The 21,325-nt window shown below is 54.8% G+C and carries 19 protein-coding genes; 11 read left to right on the top strand and 8 right to left on the bottom strand.

Features of this window, described 5'->3' with window-relative positions; all coding sequences use genetic code 11:
- Positions 1-46: 46 nt before the first annotated feature.
- Together ribBA and BM022_RS07940 are read right to left on the bottom strand one after the other, a co-directional pair.
- Positions 47-1,165: a bifunctional 3,4-dihydroxy-2-butanone-4-phosphate synthase/GTP cyclohydrolase II gene (ribBA, locus tag BM022_RS07945; RefSeq protein ID WP_091138329.1), complete on the bottom strand. Its 1,119-nt coding sequence runs from the start codon at positions 1,163-1,165 to the stop codon at positions 47-49.
- An 8-nt stretch (positions 1,166-1,173) separates the two neighbouring features.
- Entirely contained in the window at positions 1,174-1,776 is a 603-nt protein-coding gene (locus BM022_RS07940) for a riboflavin synthase (RefSeq protein ID WP_091138328.1), read from the bottom strand.
- Between the two features lie 370 nt (positions 1,777-2,146).
- On the opposite strand from BM022_RS07940, the gene BM022_RS07935 reads away from it, so the two are divergent.
- Positions 2,147-3,421, top strand: a complete 1,275-nt coding sequence (locus tag BM022_RS07935; RefSeq protein WP_091138326.1) for an ATP-binding protein — start codon at positions 2,147-2,149, stop codon at positions 3,419-3,421.
- The gene (locus BM022_RS07930) at positions 3,418-3,978 is read left to right on the top strand and encodes a response regulator transcription factor (protein WP_091138325.1); all 561 of its coding nucleotides are present in this window, start codon (positions 3,418-3,420) and stop codon (positions 3,976-3,978) included. Before BM022_RS07935 ends, BM022_RS07930 begins: the two co-directional genes overlap by 4 nt.
- Before the next feature lie 19 nt (positions 3,979-3,997).
- Here BM022_RS07930 and ribD read toward each other — a convergent pair whose 3' ends face one another.
- The 6 genes from ribD to dnaA form a co-directional block, all read right to left on the bottom strand.
- Positions 3,998-5,086 (bottom strand): bifunctional diaminohydroxyphosphoribosylaminopyrimidine deaminase/5-amino-6-(5-phosphoribosylamino)uracil reductase RibD, encoded by a 1,089-nt coding sequence (gene ribD, locus BM022_RS07925; protein ID WP_091138323.1) that lies wholly within the window; start codon positions 5,084-5,086, stop codon positions 3,998-4,000.
- 127 nt (positions 5,087-5,213) lie between these two features.
- Positions 5,214-5,693: a transcriptional regulator NrdR gene (nrdR, locus tag BM022_RS07920; protein ID WP_091138321.1), complete on the bottom strand. Its 480-nt coding sequence runs from the start codon at positions 5,691-5,693 to the stop codon at positions 5,214-5,216.
- 107 nt (positions 5,694-5,800) lie between these two features.
- Entirely contained in the window at positions 5,801-7,051 is a 1,251-nt protein-coding gene (gene glyA / locus BM022_RS07915) for a serine hydroxymethyltransferase (RefSeq protein ID WP_091138320.1), read from the bottom strand.
- A 180-nt stretch (positions 7,052-7,231) separates the two neighbouring features.
- Entirely contained in the window at positions 7,232-9,658 is a 2,427-nt protein-coding gene (gene gyrB, locus BM022_RS07910; protein ID WP_091138318.1) for a DNA topoisomerase (ATP-hydrolyzing) subunit B, read from the bottom strand.
- Positions 9,659-9,783: 125 nt separating this feature from the next.
- Positions 9,784-10,893: a DNA polymerase III subunit beta gene (gene dnaN, locus BM022_RS07905; RefSeq protein ID WP_091138317.1), complete on the bottom strand. Its 1,110-nt coding sequence runs from the start codon at positions 10,891-10,893 to the stop codon at positions 9,784-9,786.
- Positions 10,894-11,093: 200 nt separating this feature from the next.
- The gene (gene dnaA, locus BM022_RS07900) at positions 11,094-12,497 is read right to left on the bottom strand and encodes a chromosomal replication initiator protein DnaA (RefSeq protein WP_091138315.1); all 1,404 of its coding nucleotides are present in this window, start codon (positions 12,495-12,497) and stop codon (positions 11,094-11,096) included.
- A 169-nt stretch (positions 12,498-12,666) separates the two neighbouring features.
- On the opposite strand from dnaA, the gene rpmH reads away from it, so the two are divergent.
- From rpmH to BM022_RS07855, 9 genes are all read left to right on the top strand, one after another.
- Entirely contained in the window at positions 12,667-12,801 is a 135-nt protein-coding gene (rpmH, locus tag BM022_RS07895; protein WP_091138313.1) for a 50S ribosomal protein L34, read from the top strand.
- Positions 12,802-12,815: 14 nt separating this feature from the next.
- Complete coding sequence (gene rnpA / locus BM022_RS07890; RefSeq protein WP_256209052.1) at positions 12,816-13,175, top strand: ribonuclease P protein component; 360 nt, start codon at positions 12,816-12,818, stop codon at positions 13,173-13,175.
- Positions 13,163-13,372, top strand: coding sequence for a membrane protein insertion efficiency factor YidD (gene yidD, locus BM022_RS07885; RefSeq protein ID WP_218146855.1), 210 nt, complete (start codon positions 13,163-13,165; stop codon positions 13,370-13,372). The genes rnpA and yidD overlap by 13 nt, the downstream gene beginning before the upstream one ends.
- A gap of 71 nt (positions 13,373-13,443) precedes the next feature.
- Positions 13,444-15,141 (top strand): membrane protein insertase YidC, encoded by a 1,698-nt coding sequence (gene yidC / locus BM022_RS07880; RefSeq protein ID WP_091138462.1) that lies wholly within the window; start codon positions 13,444-13,446, stop codon positions 15,139-15,141.
- Between the two features lie 79 nt (positions 15,142-15,220).
- The gene (gene mnmE / locus BM022_RS07875) at positions 15,221-16,597 is read left to right on the top strand and encodes a tRNA uridine-5-carboxymethylaminomethyl(34) synthesis GTPase MnmE (RefSeq protein ID WP_091138309.1); all 1,377 of its coding nucleotides are present in this window, start codon (positions 15,221-15,223) and stop codon (positions 16,595-16,597) included.
- Between the two features lie 277 nt (positions 16,598-16,874).
- A complete protein-coding gene (gene mnmG / locus BM022_RS07870) occupies positions 16,875-18,785 on the top strand; it encodes a tRNA uridine-5-carboxymethylaminomethyl(34) synthesis enzyme MnmG (protein ID WP_091138307.1) in 1,911 nt (636 codons plus the stop codon).
- Positions 18,782-19,423: a 16S rRNA (guanine(527)-N(7))-methyltransferase RsmG gene (gene rsmG, locus BM022_RS07865; protein ID WP_091138305.1), complete on the top strand. Its 642-nt coding sequence runs from the start codon at positions 18,782-18,784 to the stop codon at positions 19,421-19,423. The genes mnmG and rsmG overlap by 4 nt, the downstream gene beginning before the upstream one ends.
- Positions 19,424-19,503: 80 nt before the next feature.
- Entirely contained in the window at positions 19,504-20,316 is an 813-nt protein-coding gene (locus BM022_RS07860) for a ParA family protein (RefSeq protein ID WP_091138304.1), read from the top strand.
- Positions 20,317-20,334: 18 nt separating this feature from the next.
- The gene (locus tag BM022_RS07855) at positions 20,335-21,174 is read left to right on the top strand and encodes a ParB/RepB/Spo0J family partition protein (protein ID WP_091138302.1); all 840 of its coding nucleotides are present in this window, start codon (positions 20,335-20,337) and stop codon (positions 21,172-21,174) included.
- Positions 21,175-21,325 lie beyond the last annotated feature (151 nt).

Here is a 21,325-nt window from a genome sequence, read left to right as displayed (position 1 = left end):
TTACGAGGCTATTAGCGGCAAAAAATCGCGCATAAATTATTTCCAGCTAGCTGGCCGGCTCGCGGCTTTTGTCCTCGGGTTCCAGATATCCTGCCACTTCCAGCCCAAACCCGGCCATGCTGGGCATTTTTCGCGGTATCGCCAGCAACCGCATCTTGCCAACATTAAGATCTTTAAGTATTTGCGCGCCAATGCCATAGTCGCGCAAGTCAGTGCGCGCAGCGACGCGAGGACTTGTTTTCGCCGGCGTGACGCGGTCGAGCAATTCCGCCCCCCTTTCCATAGGATGGAGCAGGACGATTACGCCGGTCTCCGCACGGCCAATCACCTGAAGCGCATCATTGACGTTCCACGAATGGGTATCGTCGTTCACATCCAGCAGATCAATTACGGAAAGCGGCTCGTGTACGCGCACCAGGGTTTCAGTGTCGGGATCAATGATGCCTTTTACCAGCGCCAGGTGGGTGGCATTCACGGTCTTGTCCAAATAGGCAATGAGGCGGAACTCGCCGTGTGCGGTTTGTACGGGACGTTCCACCATGCGCTCAACCAGACTCTCGGTACGGCTACGGTAGTGAATGAGATCGGTAATCGCCCCGATCTTGAGTTGATGCTTTACCGCGAATTCAACCAGATCCGGCAGACGAGCCATGCTGCCATCTTCTTTGAGTATTTCGCAAATGACTGCTGCGGGGGTAAGTCCGGCGAGGTTTGCCAGATCGCAACCCGCTTCAGTATGCCCGGCGCGAACCAGCACGCCGCCGGTTTGTGCCATGAGGGGAAAAATGTGCCCAGGCTGAATGAGGTCTTCCGGCTTCGCGTGCTTGTTCACTGCGGCCTGAACGGTGCGGGCACGGTCCTGGGCTGAAATACCGGTGGTGACGCCGGTGGCCGCCTCGATGGAGACGGTGAAATTGGTGCCCATGGGGGAACGGTTGGCGGTGACCATCAACGGCAGATTGAGCTGGCGGCAGCGCTCCTCGGTCAGGGTCAGGCAGATCAATCCACGGCCGTGCATCGCCATGAAATTGATGGCCTCCGGGGTAACGAAATCCGCCGCCAGAACGAGATCGCCCTCGTTTTCCCGGTTTTCCTCATCCACAAGGATAACCATTTTGCCGGCCCTCATTTCGGCAATTATTTCCTGGATGGAACTTATAATCATGTCCAACGTTAATCCAAATTCACCTGCTTGCCGATCAGCCGCTCCACGTAGCGTGCGAGCATATCCACTTCGATATTGACCTTGGCGCCTGCCTGAAGCCCATTAAGAGTCGTCGCCGATATTGTATGCGGGATGAGATTGATCTCTACCTGGTCGGCCGTAAGTGTGTTAACCGTTAAGCTTACCCCATTCACGGTGATGGAACCCTTTTTAGCAATATATTTTAATAACGGCATCGGCAGGCGAAGCACCAGCAGATGACTTTCGCCGGCTGGCGTAAACGTGATTACTTCGCCCACACCGTCGACGTGTCCGCTGACCAGGTGACCGCCGAGCCGATCGGATAGACGCAGGGCCTTTTCGAGATTGACCTGATTGCCCTGCTTATCCATATCCACCGTGCAGTTCAAGGTTTCGCGCGACACGTCTACGGAAAACTGGCCCTCGGCAATGGCGGTTACGGTAAGGCATACTCCATTCACCGCGATGCTGTCTCCGGTTTTCACGTCGCCCAAATCCAATTGACTGGAAGCAATGCGCAAGCTTACGCCGTCGTCCAGTGGAGCTATATGCGTGATTTTCCCAATGGCCTGGATAATTCCGGTGAACATCTAATCCTTCCTGCTTTCAAACAGAAGACCCGGGAAACGGTGCAACCGCGCCCTACTGGGGGATGGGGTGTGCGGCAATTTGCCGCATGGCCGTGAAGGAGAATATACGATAATGTTCATTACTTCGAGCGGGTGATGGCCTATTAAATAACAGTGGGCGCGCCCATATGGACTATGTTCCGGGCTACTTGTCCCGATGCGATTAACGCGCAGGATGAGCGCTCGATTTTGCTAGACAAGACCGATATGCTGCGGGACCATGCTCCTGCCGGAGGCTGCGCCATTCGCCTCTAACCTGTGGACGCGCCGCAGGCTTTTACCAAAACGCGTCCAGTCGCATAATACAACGTGCGCAAGCACAAGCACGCAAATGTTCAGTGACCTCAGTCAATCGCCGCTACGCAAGAATTTGCAGCGGTTGTTTCTGCTCAGAAATATCGTGATTGCCGCGCAGTGCCTTACCTTCGGCCTGGCATATTGGATACTTGAGATGAACCTGCCCTGGACCGAAATGGTTGCGGTAGCGGTTCTGCTCGCAGTCCTGAATCTCGCCACCTGGCTCCGCCTGCGCCGCAAGTGGCCGGTTTCAAGCGTTGAGTTTTTCGGGCAGCTCGTGATGGACGTATTCGCGTTGAGTGCCCTGCTGTATTTCAGCGGCGGCTCGACCAATCCATTCATCTCCCTTTATTTGTTACCGCTGACGATCGCAGCCGCCGCGCTCCCCTGGGCTTATACATGGGTAATGGCGGCGATCACAATAAGCTGCTATACGCTGCTGCTATTTTATTATGTACCGCTTCCGCATGACCATGACGAGCACGGCAGCGAATTTATTATGCACGTGTCCGGAATGTGGCTGGCATTCGTATTAAGCACTGTATTAATCGCCTGGTTCGTTGTTAAGATGGGCATCTCGATCCGCGAGCGGGACAAGGATCTGGCGTTGGCGCGGGAGCAGGCGTTACGCAATGAGCAGATTATCGCACTGGGAACGTTGGCCGCAGGCGCCGCGCATGAACTCGGTACGCCACTGGCAACGATGGCGGTGGTAACGGGGGAGCTGCAGCACGAACATACCGAAAACAGCGAATTCCAGAATAACATTAGAATACTGCGTGATCAGATCAGCCATTGCAAGCGCACACTGACGCAACTGCTGGCGGATGCGGGGCAAGCGCGGGCGGAGGACGTCAGCGGTCAGGCCGTGGATAGTTTTCTGCGCCAGGTGCTGGACAAATGGCAACTGATGCGGCCCTCTGTGAAGTTCACCTACCAGGCCAGCGGCGTGGAGCCTCCGCCCCAGATTCTGAATACGCAATTGCTGAGCCAGTCGATTCTCAACCTGTTGAATAACGCCGCCGACGCGTCCCTGCAACATATAGAGGTAGAGGTTAAGTGGAATCATCACGAGTTACATCTCCAAATTCTCGACCATGGTGAAGGCCTGAGCGGGGAAGCCGTCCAGCGTGCGGGACAAGCTTTCTTCACCACCAAGCCGGGAGGGCAGGGTTTCGGAATCGGCCTGTTCCTGGCAAATGCAAATATTGAACGTTTCGGCGGCAGCGTACGCCTGATGAATCGAGAAGGTAGGGATGGCGGCGCGTGCACCGAAGTAATATTACCCCTGATACAACAATCGATATGACAGCGCAACCTGGAATGGAAGTGGATGACCGCCCCACCCTGCTGGTGGTGGATGATGACGTGACGTTTTGTACGGTACTTGCGAATGCAATGACTAAGAGGGGGTTTAACGTTTCGTGCGCACAAACGGTCGAACAGGCATTGGAAGCCGCAGAAGCCTGCACGCCCGAGTTTGCCGTAATCGATCTAAGGCTGCCTGGTGTTTCGGGATTGGCTCTGGTTGAAAAACTGCGGGCTCTCGATCCGGGCACACGCATTGTCATGTTGACAGGTTATGCCAGTATTGCGACGGCAGTGGAAGCGATCAAGCTCGGTGCCACGCATTACCTGGCGAAACCGGTTGACGTTGACGAAATCATGATAGCGTTTGAACGTACTTCCGGGGATGCGGACGTCAAAATCAGCGCACATCCGCTATCGGTGGGCCGGCTCGAGTGGGAGTACATCCAGCGGGTGTTAAACGAGAATAAAGGCAACGTTTCGGTAACGGCGAGAGTGCTGAACATGCATCGGCGCACCTTGCAGCGCAAGCTCACCAAATACCCTGCGAAGACCTAAGATTTCTTCTCTAGTCAGGTTATCGGGTCAATCGTGCCGTGATCCGGATATCGGGTCCCACCATGCGCGTGTCTTCAATCAAGAGCGCGCGCTTCGCTTCCAGATCGGCTAGTTCAGGCAGCTTCAGCATGCCGCAGGCTGCGTCGCCAATCAGATAGGGCGCGAGATAAATCACAAGTTCATCGACCAGCCCGGCGGCTACAAGCGCGCCATTCAATCGCGACCCGGCTTCTACCAGAACTTCATTTATTTCGAACTCGGCCAGTTTGCGCATCATTGCAGCCAGATCGACCTGACCGTTTTCGCCAGGCAACACGATCACTCGCGCCCCCACTTCGCGCAATGCACCGATTGTCCCCTCGCTCGCGGCCGCGGTAAAGATCAGCTCGCCGTCACCTCGCAGCAACTTTGCATCCACCGGAATTTCGAGGCGGCTATCTACCACCACTCTTAGTGGCTGCCTTGCGGTCTCCAAGTGGCGAACCGTGAGCCGGGGATTGTCCGCCAGTACACTGCCGACCCCGGTCAATATCGCGCAGGAACGTGCCCGCAACCTGTGCCCGTCGCAACGCGCCGCTTCGCTTGTGATCCATTGACTGGTGCCATTATTGAGAGCGGTCTTGCCGTCGAGACTCGCCGCAATTTTCGCTCTCACCCACGGGCGCTCGCGCGACATGCGGGCAATGAACCCGATATTGAGGGCCCGGGCTTCGTTGGCCATGAGACCGGTTTGCACTTCTATCCCGGCCGCCTGGAGCTTGGCGCAACCTCCGCCTGAGACGAGGGGGTTTGGGTCTTCCATTGCCGCCACGAGCCTGGCAATGCCTGCTTTTATCAGCGCATCCGTGCACGGCGGGGTTCGTCCATGATGGCTGCATGGCTCGAGCGTAACGTAAGCGGTCGCGCCGCGAGCCGCATCTCCGGCCGCGGCGAGCGCGTTTATCTCCGCGTGAGGGGCCCCGGCCCGTTCGTGCCAGCCTTCGCCAAGTACCCGGCCGTCGCGGACCAGAACGCAGCCCACGCGCGGGTTGGGGCTGGTGCTGTAGAGACCCTTGTGGGCCAGCCGCAAGGCTTGGGCCATATACGCATAATCGCTCGCGCTGAACATGGGCAACCCCCAAATTAGGGCATCATCGCAGCCCCTGCCTAATTTCCCCGCCCTGCTAGTTCTTCATTATGGAGCTAATCGCCCTAATCCGTCCTCCTGGCGGAAGAAATTATGGCCAAGATGAGGCCTAGGACTTTTTTGGTTCCTTACTTCGCTGCGGGCGTTGCAGCTCTTTGATGACGCTATGAAAATCATGGGCGTCCTGGAAGCTTCGATAAACCGACGCAAAGCGAATATAAGCGACTTTATCCAGCCTGTAGAGTTCCTCCATCACCATTTCACCAATTTTGCGTGAAGGAATTTCCCGTTCACCGAGGCTCAGGAGTTTTTGCACGATGCGATCTATTGCCGCATCCACGTCGCCGGTGGGCACGGGACGCTTATGCAGCGCACGCATGAAGCTTGTGAGTAATTTCTCGCGGTCGAACTCAGCGCGGTTGCCGTCCTGTTTTACCACCTGCGGCATCCGCAGCTCGACCGTCTCGTAGGTGGTGAACCGTTTGTCGCATGTCAGGCAGCGGCGGCGGCGGCGTATCCTGTCGCCTTCCTCGCTCGCGCGCGAATCTATTACGCTCGTGTCATCGGCATTGCAAAAGGGACATTTCATCCGTCAGACGCCCGAAAATGGGGAGCGTGAACCGGTTACGCGGGGATTTAGCCTTGCGCAGCCTTCTTGTTCTGAGGAACACCCATCGCGCTGTTGCCCGATACGCATCAACGCTGATAGACGGGAAACCTGGCGCACAGAGTCCTTGCCTGCTGGGCAACATGCGAAAGAACCGCAGTATCGGTTGGCGCGTCGAGGACATCGGCAATCATATTCGCCAGCTGTTCCGCTTCGAGTTCCTTGAAGCCGCGGGTGGTCATGGCGGGCGAGCCTATGCGAATACCGCTGGTGACGAAGGGCTTCTGGGGATCGTTCGGTATGGCATTTTTGTTGACGGTGATATGCGCCAGCTCCAGCGATTCGGCGGCCTGCTTGCCGGTGATATCCTTGGCGCGCAAGTCGACCAGAAACATGTGGCAGTCCGTGCGTCCGGAGACGATACGTAAGCCGCGCTCCTGCAACACCTTGGCCATTACGCGGGCGTTGTCAATCACCTGCTCCTGATAATCCCGGAACGCTGTGCTCGCCGCCTCCTTGAAGGCCACAGCCTTGGCTGCGATCACATGCATCAGCGGACCCCCTTGCGTTTGCGGAAATATTGCAGAATTAAGGGCTTTTTCATGCTCCGGCTTGGCCAAGATGACGCCGCCGCGCGGACCGCGTAGCGTCTTGTGAGTCGTACTGGTGACGAAATCGGCGATACCGACCGGATTGGGATAAAATCCTGCCGCCACAAGGCCTGCGTAATGTGCCATGTCTACGAATAAGTAAGCGCCCACTTCATCCGCGATCTTGCGAAAGCGTTTCCAGTCTATCACTAGTGAATAGGCAGAGGCGCCGGCAACAATCATTTTAGGCTTGTGCTCGCGCGCCAGATGCGCGACTTCGTCGTAATCCAGCTCTTCGTTCTCTGGCTTTAACCCATACGACACCGCATTGAAGATTTTGCCGCTGAGGTTGACTGAAGCGCCGTGGGTTAAATGCCCCCCATGTGCGAGCGACATGCCCAGAAAGGTGTCCCCGGGCTGGAGCGCTGTCAAATATACGGCGGCGTTGGCTTGGGACCCGGAATGCGGCTGAACGTTCACGTACTCCGCGTCGAACAGTGCTTTTAACCGCTCTATCGCCAACTGCTCCACAACATCCACATATTCGCAACCGCCATAGTAGCGCTTGCCTGGATAGCCCTCGGCATATTTATTCGTCAGAACCGAACCCTGCGCCTGCATTACCGCCGGACTGGCATAGTTCTCAGACGCTATCAGCTCGATATATTCTTCCTGACGTTGCACTTCGCCCTTCACTGCCTGCCACAAATCCGGGTCGACGTTTTCGAGCGTATGTTTTGAGGCCCACATATTAGTTCAATCCTCTGATATTTTTGGAAACTTTATTACCTGTATAGCGATAGAATTACGGCCGGATCGATCTGAGCCTGGCTATGGAAATGCAAGCATGGCCGCGTGCTCAATGCCTGCTTCCTTGTTCCTCTTCGGCAGAAACTGGCGCCAGATCAAATCAAACACCCAGATTCCCGACTACACATCCAGATTCCTGACCCCCAGCGCATTGTTCTCGATGAACGCTCGGCGAGGCTCGACCACATCGCCCATTAGGGTGGTGAAAATTTCGTCCGCGGCGATGCTGTCCTCGATCTGAGCCCTGAGCAGGCGCCGGCTCTTTGGGTCCATGGTGGTTTCCCATAATTGAGCTGGATTCATTTCGCCCAGGCCCTTGTAGCGTTGCGTGCCGATACCTTTTTTTACCTCCTGCAGCAGCCAGTCTAGCGCCGGCTTGAAATCGCTGACGAGCTGTTTCTGGTCGCCACGCTTGATGTATGCAGAGGGTCCCATTAAGCCGTCCAGGACCTGCGCGGTTTGTCTTATTTGCTGATAGTCCCCGCTTTCCAGGAAATCCTGGTCTAAATAGCTTGCACGGGCATTACCATGATGCATGCGCGAAATCTTGAGCCGATACCCCTCCGTGGCGGCATCATACTCCGGTATGACACCCACCGGCTTTACCTCTGCGGCAAGCCGGGCTGCACTTTCGACAGCACGCGCTTCGCTGCTTAAATCGACATTTGGATCGCGCAGCAGCGCATGCATCACCTGGCTGTCAATTAGAGAGCTCATGCGCTCGATCACGGCTTCCGCCAATAGATACTCGTTGGCAAGTTTTTCAAGGGTCTCTCCCTTGAGGGGGGGCCTGTCTTCATGTGTATACAGTTCCGCATCGGTCAACGCCAAGCCGAGAAGGTATTGCTTTAGCTCGTGATCATCCTTTACGTAGCGTTCCTGTTTGCCATGCTTGATCTTATACAAGGGGGGCTGGGCAATGTAGATATGTCCGCGTTCCAGCAATTCGGGCATTTGCCGGTAAAAAAAGGTGAGCAGCAGCGTGCGTATGTGGGAGCCATCGACGTCCGCGTCGGTCATGATAATAATGCGGTGGTAGCGCAGCTTGTCCGGATTGTATTCGTCCTTCCCGATGCCGGTGCCAAGCGCTGTGATCAGCGAGACAATCTCCTGGGATGAGATCAGTTTATCGAAACGGGCTTTTTCCACATTCAGTATTTTTCCCTTCAAGGGCATGATCGCCTGGAATTTGCGATCCCTGCCCTGTTTGGCCGAGCCCCCGGCTGAATCACCCTCCACCAGATAAAGCTCGCACAGGGCGGGGTCTTTCTCCTGGCAGTCCGCCAGTTTTCCAGGCAATCCCATTCCATCCAGCACGCCCTTGCGGCGCGTCAACTCCCGCGCTTTCCGCGCCGCTTCTCGCGCCCTTGCCGCGTCGATGATCTTTCCGCAGATGGTTTTGGCATCCAGCGGATTCTCCAGCAGAAACTCCGCCAGTTTCATCGCTACGATTTCCTCCACGGCCGGACGTACTTCCGAGGAAACGAGCTTTTCCTTGGTCTGGGATGAAAATTTTGGTTCGAATAACTTCACTGACAAAACGCAAGAGAGGCCTTCGCGCATGTCATCACCCGAGGTTTCAATCCGGGCTTTTTTTGCCAGGTCATTCTTTTCAATATAGTTGTTGAGGGTTCGCGTCATGGCCGCGCGCAAACCAGTCAAGTGCGTCCCACCATCCTTCTGCGGTATGTTGTTTGTGAAGCACAAAACCTGTTCGGAATAACTGTCGTTCCACTGCATCGACACTTCCACCACGATGTGGTCTTTCTCCCCGGATGCATAAAAGATTTTTGGATGCAGAACCGACTTTGCGCGGTTGATATATTCGACAAAACTTTTTACTCCGCCAACGAAAGCAAACGTCTCTTCTTTGGCGTTGCGCTGATCAATCAGATGAATTTTTACGCCGTTGTTGAGAAACGAGAGTTCGCGCAAACGCTTCGCGAATATGTCATAGTGATATTCGATATCGCCGAATATCTCCTTGCTGGCAAGAAAATGTACTTCGGTGCCCCGCCGCTCTGTTTTGCTGGTGACCGCCAGAGGTGCAACGGGAACCCCCATGCGGAACTCGATCTGATGAACTAGTCCATCCCGGCGGATGGTAAGACGCAACCATTCCGAGAGGGCATTGACCACGGATACGCCGACTCCGTGCAGTCCGCCCGACACCTTGTAGGAATTGTCGTCGAACTTGCCGCCGGCATGAAGTTCCGTCATGACGATTTCAGCCGCAGAGCGCTTCAGTTCGTCGTCCTGCTTGATCCCCGTGGGAATGCCGCGCCCATTATCCTGCACCGTTACGGAATTATCCGGATGAATAATGACGGTAATTTCATTGCAATAACCCGCCAGCGCTTCGTCAATCGCATTGTCCACTACCTCGAACACCATGTGATGCAATCCGGTGCCGTCACTGGTATCGCCAATGTACATACCGGGCCGTTTGCGTACCGCGTCGAGACCTTTCAGGATCTTGATGCTGTCGGATCCGTAATCCGCGGAACTTTCACTTTTCTGCTGCCTGGAACGGTCTTTGTCTATCATTATTGATGTCTTTAAGTTTCACGTGAAACGCAATTGTTTGGATTTGCTTCTTCCCCGCCCACAAACTTTTCAAACCTTTTTTCGGCGGCCTACGTAGCCTAAAACAGTGATAGCCTGGATCAGTGCTAAATCCTCATCGGCATAACGACGTATTTGAAATTTTCTTCGCCGGGAATGACAATGAGCGCGCTGCTGTTGGCATCCCCAAAAGAACATTGTACCGTTTCACTGCTCAGGTGGTTCAACACATCCAGCAGATAGGTGATGTTGAAGCCGATATCAAGCGCTTCGCCATCGTACTGAATCTCCAGCTCTTCCTCCGCTTCTTCCTGCTCGCTGTTTGTACAGACGATGCGGAGGTTACCCGTCGTCAGTATCAGCCGCACGCCACGAAACTTTTCATTGGATAAAATCGACGCCCTCTGGAGCGTCTGCAAAAGCAACAAGCGGTTGATGTCGAACTGTTTCTGGTAGCCTGAGGGAATCACTCGGTTGTAGTCGGGAAACTTTCCGTCGATCACTTTGGACACGAGGACCACATTTGAAAAGGCAAAACGAACCTGATTCTGCAGAATCTCCACGACCACCGGTTCCTCGCTGTCGGCAAGCAGCCTGGCGAGCTCCAATACCACCTTGCGCGGCAATATGACTTCGTTTTTCTCCTGATGCGTTTCCAGCATCATGAAAGCGAATGCCAGTCGATGCCCGTCGGTCGCGACGACCCTCAGACAGTTGTCTTCCATCAGCAACAGCAACCCATTGAGATAATACCGAATGTCCTGTTGCGCCATTGCGTATTGCACCATCGACAATAGGTGCTTAAGTTCGCGCTGCTGCAAGGTTATTCTTGCCTGGGGCTCCTTGCTTTCCGGAAAACGGGGGAAATCTTCCGCAGGCAGGGTTTGTAAATTAAACCGGCTTTTACCCGCTTTCGCCTGGAGCCTGTTTTCGCCAGCTTCAAGGGTCACTTGAGCCTGTTCAGGGAGCGCGCGCAATATATCCTGCAGTTTTTTTGCCCCCACCGTAACCGAATATGCGTCCCCCGCCGCGCTGCCATCTTTTGCCGATGTGGTGATCTGGATTTCCAGATCAGTGGCAATGAATGAAATATTTTCGCTCTTTAATTCTATAAACACATTGGACAGTATGGGCAAGGTGTGGCGACGCTCGACAATGCCGGTCACAGTTTGCAGCGGCTTTAGCAAGGTATCCCTATCGGCTTGTATAAGTTTCATTATTTAAATCCGAAATAATCGTTAATAGAAGCCGGCAAAGTCCGGTACAAATAATATTTTCTTTTTTGTTTCAAAAAATTAATTATTTTTTGGTCTCTGTATAGATGAGGTATTGCCTGTGGACATTTTGGGGACGAAATTGCACGACGACGAAAACACCGAGTTATCCCCAAATCATCCCTGTCATTACACCATGGCTATCAACCGCGCAGAATGTGCAGCAAGGTGTTGAAGTCCCGATTGATAGCTGGATCGGAAGCGCGTAGTTCAGCAATCTTGCGGTAGCCGTGCAGTACCGTGGTGTGATCTCTACTGCCAAATGCTTCGCCGATGTCGGGCAGACTGAGCGGTGTGAGCTCTTTGGAGATGGCCATGGCCATTTGCCGGGGTCGGGCGACAATGCGAGAGCGCTTCTTAGAGTACATTTCCGCGACCTTGATTTTATAGTAGTCCGCCACGGTCTTCTGGATATTTTCTATGGAAATCTGACGGTTCTGTACGGCGAGCAAATCTTTCAGGGCTTCCCTCGCCAAATCCAGCGATAGTGAATGCCCGGTAAAGCGTGAATATGCGAGTACCCGTTTGAGCGCGCCTTCCAGTTCGCGTACGTTGGACCGGATATGTTTGGCGATGAAGAATGCCACGTGTTCATCAAGAACAATGTTTTCCAGAAGCGCCTTCTTTAGCAGAATGGCGACACGCATTTCCAGTTCCGGAGGCTCGACCGCTACGGTCAACCCCCAGCCAAAACGTGAAATCAACCGTTCTTCCATACCCGAGATTTCCTTCGGGTACGAATCGCAGGTAATGATCACCTGCTTATGTGCTTCGATGAGCGCGTTGAAGGCGTAGAAAAACTCTTCCTGGGTGCGGTTCTTGCCGCCAAAAAACTGTATGTCATCGATCAACAGAAGATCAAGGGAATGATAGTACCGTTTAAACTCGTCGAATGCTTTATGTTGGTAAGCCCTCACTACGTCTGAAACGTACTGTTCTGCGTGGATATATCGGACTTTGGCAGCGCTATTGTGCTCCAGCACACTATTCCCGATCGCTTGAATCAAGTGGGTTTTTCCCAGACCAACGCCGCCATAAATAAAGAAGGGGTTGTAGGCAACACCAGGGCGTTCCGCCACTTGAATTGCGCCGGCTCGCGCCAGTTGATTCGCTTTGCCCGTAACGAAGCTATTGAAGGTAAAGGCTGGATTCAACCGGCTGGGGTTTTTCTCATGTTTTTCTTTCGGATCTTTTGTTTTTTGCGCTGCCACCGCGGACGTATCAAAAGTGGCAGGGGCTTCGCTTTGCACCGTCAGTGCACCTTTTGCCACAGGCTCGGCTGACTTCGTAGAAACCTGATCGGCAAGCTTCAATCGAAAATGAACGCTGCAGGAAAAATACTCCTCCGCCATTTGTTCAATACGCGATACAAAGTTGTCCTTTACCCATTGCATGACGAAACGGTTGGGTGCGACAAGAACAGGCTCGAAAGCGTTATGCGATGATTCCAGGGAAAGAGGTTTTATCCATGTATTGAACTGCTGGGCGCTCAACTCCTTCTCAAAATGTTCAAGGCAGGAAAGCCAGAAAGTATCTACTGCAGGCATGATCGTGGTGGCTGATTAGGAGAATGGGACGGAGATTCGGCCGCGCGGGGAACATATTCTAGACCGTTCCCGATGACTTATCCACAGGGGCGGGAAAAAATATCGGTTGACATCAACCTTTGCAAAAGTTGTAATGACGAGTTTTATTTACGAGGCATAGGGGAAGACGATGAAACGTACTTATCAACCATCTGTGACGCGAAGAAAGCGGACCCATGGTTTTCGGGTTCGCATGAAAACTTCCGGCGGAGCGGCGGTTATTCGGGCTCGCCGGGCCAAGGGGCGGATTCGCCTTGGGGTCTAACGCAACCCGAATTATTGGGGAGTTTCACTATTCGCTTTCCAAAAACCCACCGTTTGCACAAAGCAGAAGAGTTCTCCTCGGTCATTAGATTCAGATGTTCTGCAAGTAGCGAGTTTCTTCAGATCTTCGCTAAACCCAATAACCTTTCGCACTACAGGCTGGGATTGGTGGTCGCGGGCAAAGTTGAGCGACTGGCAGTAAATCGCAACCGGGTGAAACGCGTGCTGCGGGAAGCGTTTCGCGCGCGGCAACGGGACTTGACCGGGCTCGACATCGTGGTTCGTTTGCGTAGCCACGTGAGCCACGGCAATTCGTTGCGCATGGCGGGAGAAGCAGAACGGCTCATGGTTCAATTGCAGCGATGTCGCGGATAATTATCGGTCTGATCAAGTTTTATCAGTATTGCCTGAGCCCGTTTTTTGGGCCATCTTGCCGCTTCAGTCCGTCCTGTTCACACTATGCATGCGAGGCGTTCGCCAGACATGGCGTGATGCGCGGGGTGTTACTGAGCGTGTGGAGGATAATGCGTTGCAATCCGTGGAACCGGGGTGGACATGACCCTGTACCATAGGAGCAGCTGTCAGGCCTCAAACAACTTCGTTACGTTCAGGCGTATCGTCAAAAATAAATTCGCGATACATGATGGATACACAAAAATTCGTACTTTTTTTAATCTTTTCCACCTCAATGTTGTTTCTTTGGGATGCGTGGCAGAAAGAACAACGCCCTCCGACTTCCCCCCCCGCGATCCACGGGTCGGCTAACCAGCCAACAGCAGGCTCGCAGGTCGAAACGCCCGTTCCAGGGGACAAGCTGGTTGCAACTCAGCCAGGTCAGAGCGAAGTCGCGGCAGATAGCGCGACGCCCGTCAGTCGGTCGGGCAAGCTGGAGCCCGGGGAGAAAATCCTTGTCAAAACTGACATGGTGATAGCGGAAATCAATACCGCGGGGGGGGATCTTCGCCGCCTCGAGTTGCTGCATCATCCAGACAAGGAGGACAAAAGCAAGCCATTTGCCCTGCTGCAAAGTCAGGGCGACCACATCTATGTGGCTCAATCTGGGTTGATAGGAGAAGGTCTACCCAGCCACAAGACGCGCTATGCGACGGAGCAGGCATCGTATGAGCTGGCGCCGGCCCAGGACAAAATCGAGATACGGCTCGCGGCGCCTGAAAGTGACGGGGTGCGCGTAACCAAGGTTTATACATTTCACCGCGGAAGCTATCTGATCGACGTCAGCTTTGAAGTTTCCAATGAGCGCGCCGCGGCCATCCAGCCGTTCTCGTATTTTCAAATGCTACGCGACGCCCAGCCCCCAGTGGGTTCGGTTTTCATGATCCCCACCTATACCGGCGCCGCGCTTTTCACGGAGCAGGAAAAATTCAAGAAAATCGAATTTTCCGCACTTGACAAAGGTAACGCATCGTATCCGAAGAATGCCGACAATGGCTGGATTGCGATGCTGCAGCATTATTTCCTCACCGCTTGGCTGCCCAAGGATAAATCGGCGCGTGAATACTATGCGAAGCGTTTGGGTGAAAATGAATATACCGCCGGGGTGATCGTGCCGGTGGGTGTGGTTGAGCCGGGGAGCACTGCCAGGATAACCGTCCCGTTGTATGCAGGTCCGGAAGAGCAGAGCAAGCTGGCCTCCATCGCGCCGGGGCTTGATCTAACGGTGGATTATGGCTGGCTGACGGTAATTGGAGCACCATTGTTCTGGTTATTGTCGTTTTACCATTCCTGGACCGGAAACTGGGGAGTTGCCATCATTCTGTTGACGATGTCCGTCAAGCTGGCCTTTTTCCCATTGTCCGCAGCGGGATACAGGTCGATGGCGAAGTTGCGCTTGGTTACACCCAAGCTTCAGCGTTTGCGGGAGCAGCACGGCAATGACCGTCAACGCATGCATCAGGCCATGATGGATTTTTACAAGACCGAAAAAATCAACCCGATGGGCGGCTGTCTGCCCATTGTGGTTCAGATCCCGGTATTCATTTCCTTATATTGGGTGTTGCTGGCAAGCGTGGAGTTGCGTCACGCGCCGTTCGCGGCATGGATAGAAGATCTATCGTCGCCCGATCCTTATTTTGTGCTACCGGTGCTGATGGGCATATCCATGTTTGTGCAGTCGAAGCTTAGTCCGCCCGCGGCTGACCCCATCCAGGCCAAGGTGATGCAGATTATGCCTTTTGCCTTCAGCGTGTTCTTTTTCTTCTTTCCTGCTGGCCTGGTGCTGTATTCCCTGGTGAATAACGTGCTTTCGATTGCTCAGCAGTGGCAAATCACCCGCATGATAGAGGGCGCCGCGGTTGCTGCGGGTAAAAAGAAAACCGGCTGAAATGCTGGACCCACTTCGCTTCATGGCGATAAACCCGCGGGGGAGCGCCTGACGTGCTCCCGAAGGATTGCCATCTTGGATGACTCACTCAATTACCGGGACGGGAAATTCTGACATTATTGCCGCGATCGCCACTCCACCGGGGAAGGGCGGCATCGGGGTGGTTCGCGTTTCAGGCAGAAGTCTCGAATTGCTCGCGCGGAAAGTCGCGGGCTCCCTACCCCAGTCGCGTCAAGCAAGGCTAAGTAAATTTGTCGACGAAGCCGGTCTCGTCATTGACCAGGGAATTGTGCTTTATTTTCCTGCACCTCATTCCTATACCGGGGAAGATGTGCTGGAACTGCAAGGGCACGGCGGCCCCGCGGTAATGAATCTGCTATTGTCCAGCTGCCTCTCGGCTGGTGCCCGTCTGGCGCAGCCGGGTGAATTCACGTTACGCGCGTTCCTCAACAACAAACTCGATCTTGCCCAAGCCGAGAGTGTGGTTGACATAATCAATGCCAGCACCGGTGACGCCGCACGTTGTGCGATGCGATCGCTCCAAGGTGAATTTTCTCGTGCTATTCGCGACCTGGTGGAAGCGCTTATTACCCTGCGGATACTTGTCGAGGCATCTCTGGATTTCCCCGAAGAGGAAATAGAGTTTGTGGGAGGTGGGGACGTCACGGACAAACTGGAAGCTATACGGACGCAGCTTGAGGGAGTGCTCATGTCAGCGACCCAGGGGAGCCTGCTGCGGGAAGGCATACGGGTGGTCCTTGTTGGCCAGCCCAATGTCGGGAAATCAAGCCTCTTGAACCAGCTGACTGGAGAGGAAACGGCCATTGTCACGGAAATACCCGGTACCACGCGCGACGCTATTCGCGAGACTATCGAAATTGAGGGAATTCCGATACATGTGGTCGATACGGCGGGGTTAAGAGACACTCAGGATGCTGTCGAAAAGATTGGCATGGCCCGCACACGCGACGCGGTGGGCAAGGCAAACCTTATACTGCTCGTAGTGGACAGCCGGTGCGGTATTGCCGCGGAAGATAGGCAAATACTCCAGGAACTCCCCGTTACACTCCCGTTCATACATGTTTATAACAAGATAGACCTCCTTACGGCGCCGGGCAGTGTCGAAGCGCCGGAAGGAGGTTCGGCAGTTTATGTCTCCGCGAAGACCGGCTCGGGGGTGGATGTGCTGCGGAGAAAACTCCTTGAAATGGCCGGGTGGCGGACGTACGCGTCGGGGGAAGGCATGTTCATGGCGCGTCAGCGTCACCTGCACGCTTTGACGCAAGCGCGCGCACATCTTAAAGATGCTGCCGTCCTCGCAGCAAACGCCGCTCCGCTCGAACTGCTGGCGGAGGAGCTGAGGATGGCGCAGAAAACGCTTTCTTCCATTACGGGGGAGTTTAACGCCGACGATCTGCTGGGGGAGATATTTTCCCGATTCTGCATCGGCAAGTAAGGGCGGCATGCCCCGTCCCGTTGAGCTGCGCCGGCCGGCAACTCTTAATAAATCGCTGTATGGGTCAGAACGCGGATCCGGTGTTTATTGATGCCAATGTAAATTGTTTCACGTGAAACATTCGATAGCGGCATCTGCCGATCGAGTAAGTTATATAGCGAATACCTGTTTCGTACACAAGCCCGGCTGCGCGTTGCGCCTCGCCGCTCTTACCCCCACCGCCGTTTTGCCGTAGAATCCCGCCTTTCAACCATACGGCCGTACCGTCCAGTTCAGGGTGACTTATTCTGATCATTTTGATGTAATCATAATTGGTGGCGGCCACGCTGGCACCGAGGCAGCCCTTGCGGCTGCGCGAATGGGGCAAAAAACCCTATTGCTCACCCAGAATATCGAAACGCTCGGGCAGATGTCATGCAATCCCTCGATCGGAGGCATTGGCAAAGGTCATCTCGTCAAAGAGGTGGATGCCCTCGGGGGCGCGATGGCCGCCGCCGCCGATGAGGCGGGTATCCAGTTCCGTATATTGAATTCCCGCAAAGGGCCCGCGGTCCGCGCGACGCGCGCGCAGGCCGATCGTGTGCTTTACCGCCAGGCAATCCGCCGTCGTCTGGAGAACCAGCCAAACCTCTGGCTCTTCCAGCAATCGGTGGATGATCTCGTGCTTGAAGGCGGTCGTGTCTCAGGGGTCGTTACGCAGTTGGGAATAATATTCCGAGCAAGCGCAGTGGTCCTCACCGCCGGCACGTTCTTGGCGGGGCTGGCACATGTCGGGTCGGCGAATTTCCAGGCGGGCCGGGCCGGCGACCCGCCTTCCCTTAGCCTGGCCGCGCGATTGCGCGAAATGAAATTGCCGGTGGGGAGGTTGAAGACAGGCACGCCCCCGCGCATTGATGGCCGCAGCATCGATTACTCCGTGGTAACCGAACAGCCGGGTGATACGCCGCTCCCGGTGTTTTCCTTCATGGGCAGTGCTGCACAACATCCGCGTCAACTGCCTTGCTGGATTACTCACACCAACAACCGCACGCACGACGTTATCCGCAAGGGTTTGGATCGTTCACCGCTGTTTAGCGGGGTAATTGAAGGCATTGGCCCACGTTATTGCCCCTCGATCGAGGATAAGGTGGTGCGTTTTTCTGCCAAGGATTCGCACCAAATCTTCCTGGAACCGGAAGGCCTCGATACACATGAAGTGTATCCTAATGGAATCTCTACCAGCCTGCCGTTCGATATGCAGGTTGAGCTGGTGCGTTCCATCAGGGGGCTTGAGAACGCGCACATCACGCGGCCGGGCTATGCCATTGAATACGACTATTTCGATCCGCGCGGCCTCAAAAGCTCGCTGGAGACCAAGACGATCGAGGGGTTGTTTTTCGCGGGGCAGATTAACGGCACAACCGGATATGAAGAGGCTGCTGCTCAGGGTCTGCTGGCGGGCATAAATGCGGCGCTCAAGACCCAGGAGCGGGACGCATGGTGCCCGCGCCGGGACCAAGCTTATCTTGGCGTCTTGGTAGACGATCTCATCACGCTTGGTGTGACTGAGCCTTATCGCATGTTCACCAGTCGCGCGGAGTATCGGTTACAGCTTCGCGAAGACAATGCCGATTTGAGGCTGACCGAAGCGGGACGCAGACTCGGCGTGGTCAGTGACTTGCGTTGGGCCGCATTCGAAGCCAAACGGGAGGCCATCGCCCGGGAGCAGGATAGATTGAAAGGCGTCTGGCTCAACCCGAAAACCCATGCGCGTCTCGCTCCGACGGTGGATATAGCGCAGGTGCTAGGCACGACTATCGAGCGCGAATATTCGTTGCATGAGCTGCTACGCCGTCCTGGCGTCTCCTATGCCGGTTTAATGACGCTTTCGGGAGCAGGCGAGCCGGTTGCCGATCCAATGGTTGCAGAACAAATTGAAATCCAGGCGAAGTACCATGGTTATATTGAACGGCAGAAGGACGAAGTGACGCGCAACGCTCAATATGAAAATCTCCGTTTGCCGGGAGACCTGGATTATCGGACGGTAAGCGGTCTTTCAACGGAAGCTCAGCAAAAACTGAATCAGCATAAGCCGGAAACCGCAGGCCAGGCAGCAAGGATTTCAGGCATCACCCCCGCGGCAATCTCTTTATTGCTGGTGCACGTAAAGCGTGGTTTTTCCCGCCAGACTACTGAAAAGCAGGCATGAACCTGACAGCACGGCTTGCTGGCGGAATAGCAGAACTGGGGGTTGCAATCCCGCCGGAAACCCAAACCCGGCTTTTGCAATATCTTGCGCTGGTTCAAAAATGGAACCGGGTGCATAACCTCACCGCCGTGCGTGAGCCGGAAACCATGCTGGTTCGACACGTGCTCGACAGCCTGTCGATCCTGCCGCATGTCAGGGGACCGAGGGTGGCGGACGTTGGCAGTGGCGCGGGTTTACCCGGCATCCCTCTGGCGCTGGCACGGCCGGATTGGCACGTGGTGCTGATCGAAAGCATTCATAAAAAAGCCGTATTTCTGCAACAGGCGCGGATAGAATTGAAACTGGAAAATGTCGAGGTGGCGGCGGTACGGGTCGAGCAGTGTCACCCCCCCACCGGCTTCGATTCCGTTGTTTCTCGTGCTTTTTCCGACTTGGCGGACTTTGTCAGACTGGCTGGGCATTTGTGCGCGGATGGAGAAAGGGGCGGCAGGCTCTTGGCGATGAAGGGCTTGTATCCGCACGAGGAACTGGCTCAGTTGCCGGGCCAGTTCTCGGTGGAGAAAATATTATCAGTTGCGGTTCCTGGCCTCGAGTCAGAGCGGCATCTGGTCGTGATTAAGCGGGTTGAAGCAGAGTAAATGGCAGAGTGAATGGGTCAGCGGGGCAGTACTGCCCATCGCCCGTTCCGGCCCGCGTTGCCGTCTCTGGAGCGGATGCGATGACGAGAATTTTGGCAGTAACCAATCAAAAAGGCGGGGTGGGAAAAACCACCACCAGCGTTAATCTGGCCGCCAGCCTCGCAGCGGCCCGGCGGCGTGTCCTGTTGGTTGATCTGGACCCTCAGGGGAACGCGACCATGGGTAGCGGCGTAGACAAGCGCACGCTGCCCCATACCGTTTACCAAGTGTTGCTCGGGAGCCGGAGCGTGACCGAAGTGAGCGTGCATTCTACCAGTGGCAAATACGATCTGGTCCCCGCCAACCGGGAGTTGGCTGGCGCTGAAATAGAGATGGTCGATCTGCCCCAGCGCGAGACGCGACTGAAAGAAGCTTTACGGGAAGTTGAACAAAATTATGATTTTATTCTCATCGATTGCCCGCCCGCCCTCAATCTATTGACGCTCAATGGGCTGTGCGCGGCATATGCGGTGATGATTCCTATGCAGTGCGAGTATTACGCGCTGGAGGGACTAAGCGACCTCGTCAATACCATCAAAAAGGTGCGTGCCAATTTGAATCCCGCTTTGGAGATCGAGGGATTGCTGCGCACGATGTTTGATCCACGCAACATTTTGGCTCAACAGGTATCGGATCAATTGCAGCAGCATTTTGGCGACAAGGTATACCGCACCGTTATCCCGCGCAACGTCCGCTTGGCGGAAGCTCCAAGTTTCGGCATTCCCGCGCTGTGTCATGACAAGTTATCCAAAGGCACTCAAGCCTATCTGGCGTTGGCGGGAGAAATGTTAAACAGATATTTTCCCAGTGAAGTCCCATTTCAGCGGGATCTGGACCGAACACTGGAAGCATAGGCGTAAGCAGGGAAGACAATGAAATCTAAGGGATTGGGCAGGGGGTTGGATGCATTGCTGGCGGCGAATGAAAACGTCAGGACAGCGGAGGCGCTGCGGAACCTGAAAATATCGCAGCTGCAACCGGGCAAGTACCAGCCACGCACGCGTATGGATAAAGAATCGTTGGCGGAGCTTGCGGAATCTATAAAAACCCAGGGAGTCATGCAGCCTGTCCTGGTCCGGCCTGTTTCACCTGGACGTTACGAAATCATCGCTGGGGAGAGACGCTGGCGGGCAGCGCAGCTTGCCGCACTTTCCGAAGTACCGGCGCTTGTTCGCGAAGTGCCTGACGAGGCTGTGCTGGCCATGTCTCTCATCGAGAATATTCAGCGTGAAGACCTGAACCCTTTAGAAGAAGCTCTTGGTATTCAACGTCTTATAAAAGAGTTTGGGATGACGCATGAAGCCGCGAGCCAAGCATTGGGCAGCTCGCGCAGCGCGGTTTCAAATCTTCTGCGGTTGCTTAATCTGCCGCCGCCCGTCCAGGAATTGCTGATGGAGGGAAAAATAGATATGGGGCATGGTCGCGCGTTGCTCTCGCTTCCCCCCGCAAAGCAAATAGAAATCGCCAATTTCGTGGCGCATAAGCAGCTGTCCGTGCGTGAAACCGAAAAGCTGGTATACCAGATCGAGCGGCCGGCGCCGAAGGTGAAACGGCCGCCCAAAAACGACCGTGACCTACTGAGTCTGCAGGAAGATGTTTCCGCTAAGCTCGGTGCGCAAGTTGTTATAAAACCGGGGAAAAAAGGTGCCGGGACGGTAGTCATCCACTACAGCAGCCTGGATCAGCTTGACGGGATATTGTCTCACTGGTAATTCGAATTGAAGCAGTGTTCTTCTCCGGCGCAGTCGAGGCGCTCGCTCCCCTCCCCCAAACTTCTTGACTTGGCTGATCTTCGCGGATAGTCTTTACAGGGTTGTGGGTATGTAAAGTATACGTAACATTGGTATTGGTATCGGTATTTCA

It is taken from the genome of Nitrosospira sp. Nsp14 (genome assembly GCF_900113575.1).
Lineage (GTDB): Bacteria > Pseudomonadota > Gammaproteobacteria > Burkholderiales > Nitrosomonadaceae > Nitrosospira.
Note: the sequence above shows the minus strand (reverse complement) of the source record. Positions and strands in the feature narration are given on the sequence as shown.